Below are 9,836 nucleotides of genomic sequence, written 5' to 3' on the forward strand. Positions count from 1 at the left end.
GATGAAAGGCATCCGGTTCGCCTGCTCCGACGACCAGGCCCGCGCGCTGGCCGCCTACCGCAAGGGCGAATCCGACCTGATCCACCGCGACGGCATGTGGCTGCTGATCGCCACCTGTGACGTCCCCGATGTCGACGTCACCGAACCCGACGCCTTTCTCGGCGTCGACCTCGGTATCGCCAACATCGCCACCACCAGCGACGGCGAACGACACTCGGGCAGGCACCTGAACGCGGTCCGGCACCGCAACCGGGAACTGCGCCGCCGCCTGCAGACCAAACAGACCAAGTCCGCCAAACGCCTGCTCAAGGCCCGCCGTCGTAAAGAGTCCCGGTTCGCCCGGGACGTCAACCACCGCATCTCCAAAAGCATCGTGACCGAGGCGCAACGCACCGGACGCGGCATCGCCCTGGAAGACCTCCAGGGCATCCGCGAGCGGGTACGGCTCCGCAAGCCCCAGCGGGTCACGTTGCACTCGTGGTCGTTTCACCAACTCGGCCAATTCGTCGCCTACAAGGCCGCCCGCGCGGGTGTCGCCGTGGTCCACGTCGACCCCGCGTACACCTCCCAGGGGTGTTCGGCATGCGGCCACGTCGACAAACGCAACCGGCCGGACCGGGAAACCTTCGCCTGTACGTCGTGCGGCTTCGCTGAGCACGCCGACGTCAACGCAGCCCGCAACATCGCCTCACGCGGTGTCACAGGCTGGGCAGTGAGTCACGCTGCCTGACGCGGACCAGACCGTCGAAGCCACCGACGGCGAGGAACTGCGAGCTCAGCCCTTCAGGGCTGAGAAGCTGACCGGGGTTCCAGGACGATCGGGAAGGAGGTGACCCCCCGGACGAAGGCGTTGGGCAGGATGCGCGGCCCCCGCTCGTCCGCCCGGGTGGCCGAACCGATCCGGCGGACGAACTCCTCGAAGAAGATCCGCAGTTCCAGCCGGGCCAGCGCCGCCCCCAGGCAGAAGTGGGTGCCGAGACCGAAGGCGATGTGGCCGCCGGCGGGACGGGTCACATCGAAGACGTCCGGGTCCGTGAAGACCGAGGGGTCCCGGTTGGCGGAGCCGTACATCAGCAGGACCTGGCCGCCCGCGGGGATCCGCCGGCCGTGCAGGACCGTGTCGCGGGTGGCGCTCCGGCACATGTTGAGGACCGGGGTGGTCCAGCGGACGAACTCCTCGACGGCGTTCCCGATCAGCGAGGGGTCCTCGCGCAGCATCCGCCACTGCTCGGGGTGGTCGATCAGCGCGCCGATGGCGGTGGCGATGACGGTCCTGGTGGTCTCGGCGCCGCCGTCGAGCAGCAGCAGCGCCTCGTTGGCCAGGTGGTCGTCGTCGTAACCGGCCTCCCGGCTCCAGATCGACGTCAGGTCGTCGCGCGGGCAGCCGCGCCGCTCGGCGGCCAGTTCCAGGACGGCGGTGGCGAACTCCCCGGCGGCGACGGCGGCCTCATGAGTGACATAGCGCAGGCCGCCCCCGGCCGCGACCGTCGTCTCCGACCAGTGCACCAGCTCCGGCCAGCGTTCCTCGGGGAAGCCGAGCAGCCAGCCGATCATCCGGCCCGGCAGCGGCGCGGCCAGCGCGGGTACGGCGTCCACGGTGCGCCTCTCCAGCGCCTCGTCGATGAGTTCGGTGACGACGGCGCGTATCCGGCCGGCGTACCGCTCCGCCACGTGGCGCGGGGTGAAGCGCCGGTAGACCAGGCGTCGGCGTTCGGCGTGCTCCGGGTCGTCCATCCCGATCATCGACGGGTCGCTGGGGAGCTGTGGCCGGTAGCCGCCCGCGTTGGACCACAGTTTCGGATCGCGCTCGATCGCCGAGATGTCGGCATGCCGGGAGACGCCCCACAGCGCGTTCTCCGCGTCGTGATAGACCGGCGCGTGCTCGCGCAGCCAGGCGTACACCGGTCCCGGGTCACCGGCGTACATGTCGCCGTCGAGCAGGTCGATCCCGGCGGCACCGGGCGACTCGGGCGACTCGGGAGACGCGGGCGCCGCCGCGACGCGGCGCCCGATCTCCTGGCCCACCTCTGAGAACGGACTGGTCATCGAAGATCCCTCCCGCGTCCTTCGAGGCGTCCCGGGATGGAGGCGGGGCCGCAGGCGCCCGCCGCGGCGTGAACGGCGTGATCAAGCATGGTCAGCTCCGGAACATCGGGTGATTGTGCCGAGCCGCCCGATCGGTCGCGCCAACGCGTCCGGGCGAGGTCGTGTCGTCGTCGGATGGGCGGCCCCGCGCCGCCGGGGTTCAGTCCTCCGGCCTCCACAGGGGTTCGGAAATCTCGAAGCCCACGTCCTGGCCCCACCGGTTGCGGTAGCTCACCTCGTGCACCGGGCGGCGGGGCGCGACGCCCCATCGTCCGGTCGGGTAGCCGAAGGTGACCGTGGCGGCCAGGGTCCAGCCCTTGCCCTCGGGCACGCCGAGCACCCGCAGCGTCTCCTCCGCGTGGAAAAGGCCGAGCACGCTGGTCAGCGCGCTGCCCACACCGTGGGCGCGGGCGGCCAGCTGCGCGTTCCACACCGCGGGGAAGATCGAGCCGCCGGACGGGTCGTTGCGGTTGAACGCGAACAGGAGCAGCGGATAGCCCTCGAAGTGGTCGGCCAGGTGCTTCGCCGAGTTCAGGACGTTGAGCGTCCGGGTGTCGCCCTCGGCCTCGGCCCTCTCCCGCATCGGGCGGTAGTGGCCCTCGAAGAGCTGTCCGAGCGCGTTCCGGTAGAGCGGCCCGAGCCGCTCCTTCACCGCGAGGTCGTCGACCAGCAGGAAGCGCCAGCTCTGTACGTTGCCGCCGCTGGGCGCGCGGACCGCGGCGTCCAGGATGCTTCGCTGGACCTCCTCGGGGATCGGGTCCGGCTTGACCCGGCGCATCGCCCTGGTCGTGTAGAGAGCCTCGAAGACGTCCATCAGGCCAGCACCCCCGCTTCGCGCAGTTCTGCCGCGGTCTGGTCGGACAGGCCCCAGGAGGTCAGATCCGCCAGCCGGGTGGCGGGGGAGAGGTCCTGCTCCTCCACCCCGAGCAGGCGTGGCGCGGGGGCGGGCTGCCGGATGCCGCCGACCTCGACGAAGGTGCCCCTGGCCTTGTTGTGCGGATGTTCGGCGGCCTCGCCCATCTCCAGGACGGGGGAGACGCACGCGTCGGAGCCGTCGAAGACCGCCTCCCACTCGGCGCGGGTCCTTGACCGGAAGGCCTCGGCCAGCCGCTCGCGAAGCGCGGGCCACTGCTTTCTGTCATTGCGGTCGGGCAGGTCCTCAAGCCCCATCAGCGTGACCATCTCCGCCCAGAACTGTGGTTCCAGCGGGCCGACGGCCAGATGTCCGCCGTCGGCGGTCTCGTAGGTGTCGTACATCGGCGCGCCGGTGTCGAGCAGGTTCGTGCCGCGCGGGCCCCAGAAGCCGGTCTGCACGCCGTGGTAGAACATCGCGAACAATGTCGCCGCGCCGTCCACCATGGCGGCGTCGATCACCCGGCCCTCGCCGGTCCGCTCCCGCTCGATCAGCGCGAGCAGCACGCCGTACGCGAGCATGAGGCCGCCCCCGGCGAAGTCGCCGAGGATGTTGATCGGAGGGGTGGGGCGCTCGCCCTCGCGGCCGAGCATCGACAGCACGCCGGAGATGGCGATGTAGTCGATGTCGTGCCCGGCGGTCGGCGCGAGCGGGCCGTCCTGACCCCAGCCGGTCATCCGCCCGTAGACCAGGCGCGGGTTGACCGCGTGCAGGTCGTCGGGGCCGATGCCGAGGCGTTCGGCGACCCCGGGCCGGAAGACCTCGATGACCACGTCGGCATGGCGGGCCAGCTCCTTGAACGCGGCCACCCCCTCGGGGGACTTCAGGTCCAGGCCGACCGTTCTCTTGCCCCGGTCCATCACGTCGGCGCGCGGGCTGTCCCCCGCCTTGGCGACGACGCTCGCGCGCTCGACGCGCAGCACCTCGGCTCCATGGTCGGCGAGCATCATCCCGGCGAACGGCCCGGGAGCCAGCCCCGCCAGTTCGAGCACGCGGACTCCGGCCAGTGGGCCCTTCCTGGTCACGCGCTCCATCGATATTCTCCTCAGATGCGGTATCGACTCTAGTCCGGTACGGCGAACACAAGCAATCGCTTGGTGTTGTGCGCGGCCGTTCCCTCCGCCCAAGTAGAACAACATTCGGCTTTCTGTGGCAAGACACATCGTGAGGAGCCGCGTGGCGCCCGCGCGCGTATGGGAAACTTGCGCCTTCGCCGAATGGGACCTAGGGGTTTTGCGATGACATATCCGCACAGTGAACGGGTGGTCGCTGGGCGCTATCGGCTGCTGCGGGAGCTCGGCAGGGGCGGCATGGGCGTCGTCTGGGAGGGCTACGACACCCTCCTCAACCGCTCGGTCGCCGTCAAGGAGGTGCTCCTGCCGCCTAACCTCTCCCCGGCCGAGCACCAACTCCAGCTGACCCGTACCTCCCGCGAGGCCAGGACCGCGGCCCGGCTCAACCACCGGGGCATCGTGGCGATCTACGACGTGGCGGAGCAGGACGGTCGCCCCTGGATCATCATGGAGCTGGTCAGGGCCCGCGGGCTGGACGAGGTCGGTCTGCTGCCGGTGCGCCAGGTCGCGGACATCGGCCGTCAGGTCCTCTCGGCTCTGCGCGCGGCGCACGAGGCCGGGATCCTGCACCGCGACGTCAAGCCCAGCAACATCCTGCTGGAGGCCGACGGCCGCGCGGTGCTCTCCGACTTCGGCATCGCCACCATCGAGGGCGACACCTCGCTGACCCAGACCGGCATGGTGACGGGCTCGCCGAGCTTCCTGCCGCCCGAGCGTGCCACCGGCACCGACGCGGGCCCCTGGTCCGACCTGTGGGCGCTCGGCGCCACCCTCTACGCGGCACTGGTCGGGCACGGCCCCTTCGAGCGTCGAGACGCCATCGCCACCCTCGGCGCGCTCCTCACCGAGGAACCCGACTTCGGCAGGGTGCCCCTGGAGATGCGCGCGGTGCTCACCGGCATGCTCCAGCGCGAGCCCGCCCACCGGCTGACCGCCCAGCAGGCCGACGCCATGCTGGCGGAGGTCCTTGACGACCCGTCGGCCGCGGCCCGGCGCACCGGAGAGAGCGCGATCCACCGTACGGGACGGACCGGTGAGAATCCGCGCGGTGGAGGGCGGGACAGGCGCGAGACCGAGACCTCGCCCGCGTCCGGCCGCCGGCGCGGTGGGGGGCGCGGTGGGGGGCGGGGCGGCGGCCGGATCCCGCTGGTCCTGGCGGCCGTCGTGCTGCTGGCCGCCGGTGGCGCCGTCGCGGCCGTGGCGATGTCCCAGCCGGAATCGCGGCCGGTGGCGCGCGCCGAGCCCGCTCCCTCGGAGACGACGCCCGAACCGGTGAAGGAGACCAGGTCTCCGACGCCCACCCCGAGTCCCACCCCCACTCCCACCAGGACCAGAGCGGTGGTGTCCAGCGGAGGGTTGAAGGTGTGGCGGGCCCGTCCGCCGGAGAACTGGTCCATCAGCTATCCGGTCGGCTGGAACGGCGACTGGGCGGCCGAGACGGGCTACACCCAGTGGCTGCGCCGGGACGGGGCCGCCCACCTGTCGGTGGAGGTGCTGGAGGCGAACGCCGACGGTCTGGACTCCCTGCAGGAGACCGTCAAGGAGAACGTGGCCCAGTGGAGCGAGATCCACTCCGAGGACACGGCGAAGATCCCCCTGGCCTACGGCTCCGGACTTCAGTGGGAGTTCACCTGGAGCATGAAGGACAACGGCGGAGCCCCCTGGGCCAGGGCCGGGGTGACCTACCACGAGGTGCAGCGTTTCATCGAGGTGGGCGATACGGTGATGCTGCTCAGCTGGACCACCCACGACGACGACTGGGATGCCCAGCGGCCCCTCATGAACCGAGTGTTCGGCAGTTTCCACCCCCGCGGAGGCGAGTGACATGACCTGGAAGGTGCTCGCGCTGCCACCGCTCCCCGAGGGGGCGGTGCGCAACCTGCTCGGCTCGCTGGGCGACCGGGTCGCGGTGTCGGTCCCCGCGGCCCGTGACCGGGAGTCGCTGCTCGCAGCGCTCGGCGAGGCCGAGATCGTGGTCGGCGACTGGAGCGGCGAGCTCGTCCTGGACGCCGAGGCGGTCAGGTCCGCCCCGAACCTGGCGTTCGTGCAGCAGCCGTCGGTGGGCGTGGACGGCCACGACCTCGCCGCGCTCGCCGCGGCCGGTGTGCCGCTGGCCAACACCGCGGGGGTGAGCGCGACGGGGGTGGCCGAGTGGTGCTTCGCGGCCGCGCTCGCACTGTCGCGGCGGCTGCTGGAGGCCGACGCCGCGGTTCGCGCCGGCCGCTGGCCGCAGCTGGATCTCGGGCCCACCGAACTGCACGGCTCGCGCGTCGGCATCGTCGGCTTCGGCCCGATCGGCGAGACCTGCGCGCGGATGTTCGCCGCCTACGGGTGCGAGGTCTCCTACTGGACGCGCACGCCGCGCGAGGTGCCCTACACCTACCGGGGGCTCGCCGAGCTGGTCGCGAACTCCCAGGTCCTCGTCCTGGTCATCCCGCTGGTGGAGGGGACCAGGAAGCTGATCGACCCGTCCCTGATGCCCGCGGGCTCGCTGCTCGTCAACGCGGCCCGGGGGCAGGTCGTCGACTCGGCGGCGCTGCTGTCGGCCCTGGAGTCGGGGCATCTGGGGGGCGCCGCGCTCGACGTGTTCGACACCGAGCCGCTGCCGCCGGACGATCCGCTGCGGAGCAGTCCCAGGGTCCTGCTCTCGCCCCATGTGGCGGGGGTGACCCCGCAGTCGACCGGCCGCCTGATCAGGTGTGTGCTGGACAACCTGGAGGCCGCGATCGACGGCCGCCCGGTGACGAACGTGGTCAACGGGGTCGACCCGGTGGTCGGTCGCAGGTTCCTGGAAGGGCGGTCGTAGAGTTTTCCAGTGTTTAACGCGCCCCGCCTGGCTCCGGAGACATCCGAGATATAACGTGCCTAGGGGCGATCTTTCCAACGATGGTCATGGGGGTGATTACCGTGCGACAGATGACAGAAATGTCGGCGCACCGGCAAGCGGTGGAGCAGATCAGGGATTCCTACGCCGCCATTCCCGGCGACGCGGTGCCCCGGCTCTCCAAGGCCACCACGAACCTGTTCCGCTTCAGAGAGGGCACCCGGTCGGCGAAGCTTTCCGCCAGGGACCTGGACCAGGTCATCGCGGTCGATCCGGAGACGATGACCGCCGAGGTCCAGGGGATGACCACCTACGAGCACCTGGTGGACGCCACGCTCGCCCACGGGCTCATGCCGTACGTGGTGCCGCAGCTGAAGACGATCACGCTGGGCGGGGCGGTGACGGGGCTCGGCATCGAGTCCACCAGTTTCAGGGACGGATTGCCGCACGAGTCGGTGGAGGAGCTGGAGATCCTCACCGGCGACGGAAGAATCGTCGTGGCCCGTGACGACAACGAGCACCGCGACCTGTTCCGGGCGTTCCCCAACTCCTACGGCACGCTTGGCTACGCCCTGCGGATCCGGATCAAGCTCAAGCCCGTCCAGCCGTACGTCAGGCTGACCCACATCCCGTTCGGGGACGCCGACAAGTGCATGCTCGCGATGCGCGAGATCTGCGACAGCGGCGAGTACGAGGGCGAGCGCGTCGACTTCGTGGACGGCACGTTCTTCGGTCCGAGCGAGCTCTACATCACCGTGGGACGCTTCGCCGAGCGTGCTCCGTACCTGTCCGACTACACCGGGATGCGCATCTACTACCGATCGATCCAGACCAGGACCCGCGACTGGCTGACCGTCCGCGACTACCTGTGGCGCTGGGACACCGACTGGTTCTGGTGCTCGCGCGCCTTCGGCGTGCAGACCGCGCTGGTGCGTTCCCTGATGCCGCGTAAGTGGATGCGCTCGGACGTCTACCGCAAGCTCGTGGGCCTTGACCGCAAGTACGGGGTGATCGCCAGGATCGACCGCTGGCGCGACCTGCCGGTACAGGAGTCGGTCATCCAGGACATCGAGGTGCCCGTCGAGCGCGGTGCCGAGTTCCTGAGCTTCTTCCACGACAAGGTCGGGATGGCGCCGGTCTGGATGTGCCCGCTGAGGTCCGAGGGCGAGTGGCCGCTCTATCCACTGGAGCCCGGCCGGCTGTACGTCAATTTCGGCTTCTGGGGAACGGTCCCGTTGCCCAGGGGGCAGTTCGACGGTTACCACAACCGTCTCATCGAGAACCGGGTCCACGAACTGGACGGCCATAAATCGCTGTACTCCACTTCGTTCTACCCAGAGGATGAATTCTGGCGGTTTTATAACGGAACCGCCTATTGGCCGGTCAAGCGGGCATACGACGGGGGTGGCCGGTTGCTCGACCTCTACGACAAGTGTGTTCGGGGGCGTTAAGAGAGGTTGATTCTGTGTTGCTTGCAGAGATCTTCGAAAAGGTGATGGGCCCTGAGGCGGATGTACGCTTCGTCGCCTACGACGGCAGTAAGGCCGGTCCGGCCAGCGCCGACATCAGCGTCGAGGTGAAGACCCCGGCGGCCGTCGCGTACCTGGCGCAGGCCCCCGGAGAGCTGGGACTGGCCAGGGCGTACGTGTCCGGCCACATCGATGTCCACGGGGACATGTACGCGCTGCTCTCCCGGATGTGGTCGCTCACGGTCAACGACCTCCCGGTCGGGCAGAAGCTCGCGGCCGTCCGAGCCCTCGGGGTCCGTCCGCTGCTCACCCGGATGCCGCCGCCTCCGCAGGAGGTGCGGCGCAGCGTGCTCGCCCGGATGGGCAGCAGGCATGCCAAGCAGCGCGACGCCGAGGCGATTCACCACCACTACGACGTCTCCAACAAGTTCTACTCGTGGGTGCTCGGCCCGTCCATGGCCTACACCTGCGCGGTCTTCCCCGAGCAGGAGTCCACCCTGGAGGAGGCGCAGCTGGCCAAGTTCGAGCTGGTCGCCCGGAAGCTGGGCCTGAAGCCGGGGATGAGGCTGCTGGACGTCGGCTGCGGCTGGGGCGGCATGGTCATCCACGCCGCCCGTGAGTACGGGGTGAAGGGGCTGGGCGTCACCCTCTCGCGCCAGCAGGCCGAGTGGGCGCAGAAGGCCATCGCGGAGGCCGGTCTCGGCGAGCTCGCCGAGGTCCGGCACATGGACTACCGTGACGTGCCGGAGACCGGCTTCGACGCGGTCAGCTCGATCGGCCTGACCGAGCACATCGGCAAGGAGCAGCTGCCCTTCTACTTCCGCTTCCTGTACGACAAGCTCGTCCCCGGCGGGCGGTTGCTCAACCACTGCATCACCCGGCCGACGGGCACCGAGAAGACCCTCAACGCCGGCGGCTTCATCAATCGCTACGTCTTCCCCGACGGGGAGCTGGAGTCGGTCGGTTACCTGGCCCGTCAGATCGAGGACACCGGTTTCGAGATCCGGCACGAGGAGAACCTGCGCGAGCACTACGCGCAGACCCTCCGCTACTGGTGCGCCAACCTCGACGAGCACTGGGACGAGGCGGTCGCCGAGGTGGGGGAGGGCACGGCGCGGGTCTGGCGTCTCTACATGGCGGCCTGCGTGGTCGGCTTCGAACGTAACAAGATCCAGCTCCACCAGGTCCTCGGTGTGAAGCTCGACTCCGAGGGCGCGGCCCACCTGCCGCTCCGCCCCTCACGCGACTGGCCCTGACCCTCTCGGGGCGCGCCCATGCAGGGCACCCCCGCGCGGAAGAAGCTCATAGGGGATGTTCCCGTACGAGACTCCGCGCGGGCGTGCCCGCGTGGTCGCGTTCACATTGGTTCAGCCGCCGTGGTCATCTCGTCCGAAGCGGTTCACCTTGACTTCCTCCCCGGGGCTGAAGCCGGAGGATTCCAACCCTCACCGGGTGGGTTTCCTGCTTCACCG

Annotated in this window: 8 protein-coding genes; 5 read left to right on the forward strand and 3 right to left on the reverse strand. The window is 70.0% G+C overall.

Annotated features, from left to right (window positions below; all coding sequences use genetic code 11):
- The coding region (locus tag AB0K21_RS44390) for a transposase (RefSeq protein WP_364159199.1) at positions 1-730 on the forward strand (730 nt) is incomplete at its 5' end.
- Between the two features lie 53 nt (positions 731-783).
- On the opposite strand, the gene AB0K21_RS44395 is transcribed toward AB0K21_RS44390, so the two are convergent.
- The 3 genes from AB0K21_RS44395 to AB0K21_RS44405 all read right to left on the reverse strand — a co-directional run bounded on the left by AB0K21_RS44395 (position 784) and on the right by AB0K21_RS44405 (position 4,032).
- Complete coding sequence (locus AB0K21_RS44395; RefSeq protein WP_343967836.1) at positions 784-2,046, reverse strand: cytochrome P450; 1,263 nt, start codon at positions 2,044-2,046, stop codon at positions 784-786.
- A gap of 199 nt (positions 2,047-2,245) precedes the next feature.
- On the reverse strand, positions 2,246-2,899 hold the full coding sequence (locus AB0K21_RS44400) for a nitroreductase family protein (protein ID WP_343967834.1): 654 nt from the start codon (positions 2,897-2,899) through the stop codon (positions 2,246-2,248).
- The gene (locus AB0K21_RS44405) at positions 2,899-4,032 is read right to left on the reverse strand and encodes a CaiB/BaiF CoA-transferase family protein (protein ID WP_343967831.1); all 1,134 of its coding nucleotides are present in this window, start codon (positions 4,030-4,032) and stop codon (positions 2,899-2,901) included. The genes AB0K21_RS44400 and AB0K21_RS44405 overlap by 1 nt, the downstream gene beginning before the upstream one ends.
- A 204-nt stretch (positions 4,033-4,236) precedes the next feature.
- On the opposite strand from AB0K21_RS44405, the gene AB0K21_RS44410 reads away from it, so the two are divergent.
- The 4 genes from AB0K21_RS44410 to AB0K21_RS44425 all read left to right on the forward strand — a co-directional run bounded on the left by AB0K21_RS44410 (position 4,237) and on the right by AB0K21_RS44425 (position 9,620).
- Entirely contained in the window at positions 4,237-5,895 is a 1,659-nt protein-coding gene (locus tag AB0K21_RS44410) for a serine/threonine-protein kinase (protein ID WP_364159204.1), read from the forward strand.
- Position 5,896: 1 nt separating this feature from the next.
- Positions 5,897-6,877 (forward strand): NAD(P)-dependent oxidoreductase, encoded by a 981-nt coding sequence (locus AB0K21_RS44415; RefSeq protein ID WP_343972539.1) that lies wholly within the window; start codon positions 5,897-5,899, stop codon positions 6,875-6,877.
- 110 nt (positions 6,878-6,987) lie between these two features.
- Positions 6,988-8,346 (forward strand): FAD-binding oxidoreductase, encoded by a 1,359-nt coding sequence (locus AB0K21_RS44420; protein ID WP_343972536.1) that lies wholly within the window; start codon positions 6,988-6,990, stop codon positions 8,344-8,346.
- 14 nt (positions 8,347-8,360) lie between these two features.
- The gene (locus tag AB0K21_RS44425) at positions 8,361-9,620 is read left to right on the forward strand and encodes a cyclopropane-fatty-acyl-phospholipid synthase family protein (protein ID WP_343972533.1); all 1,260 of its coding nucleotides are present in this window, start codon (positions 8,361-8,363) and stop codon (positions 9,618-9,620) included.
- Positions 9,621-9,836 lie beyond the last annotated feature (216 nt).

The organism is Streptosporangium sp. NPDC049248, assembly GCF_040678965.1.
Taxonomy (GTDB): Bacteria; Actinomycetota; Actinomycetes; order Streptosporangiales; family Streptosporangiaceae; genus Streptosporangium; species Streptosporangium fukuiense.

Bases quoted from the DNA above. Each gene is read 5' to 3' on its own strand.
- AB0K21_RS44395 (WP_343967836.1), bottom strand. From the start codon at position 2,046: ATGACCAGTCCGTTCTCAGAGGTGGGCCAGGAGATCGGGCGCCGCGTC.
- AB0K21_RS44400 (WP_343967834.1), bottom strand. From the start codon at position 2,899: ATGGACGTCTTCGAGGCTCTCTACACGACCAGGGCGATGCGCCGGGTC.
- AB0K21_RS44420 (WP_343972536.1), top strand. From the start codon at position 6,988: ATGACAGAAATGTCGGCGCACCGGCAAGCGGTGGAGCAGATCAGGGAT.
- AB0K21_RS44405 (WP_343967831.1), bottom strand. From the start codon at position 4,032: ATGGAGCGCGTGACCAGGAAGGGCCCACTGGCCGGAGTCCGCGTGCTC.
- AB0K21_RS44410 (WP_364159204.1), top strand. From the start codon at position 4,237: ATGACATATCCGCACAGTGAACGGGTGGTCGCTGGGCGCTATCGGCTG.
- AB0K21_RS44415 (WP_343972539.1), top strand. From the start codon at position 5,897: ATGACCTGGAAGGTGCTCGCGCTGCCACCGCTCCCCGAGGGGGCGGTG.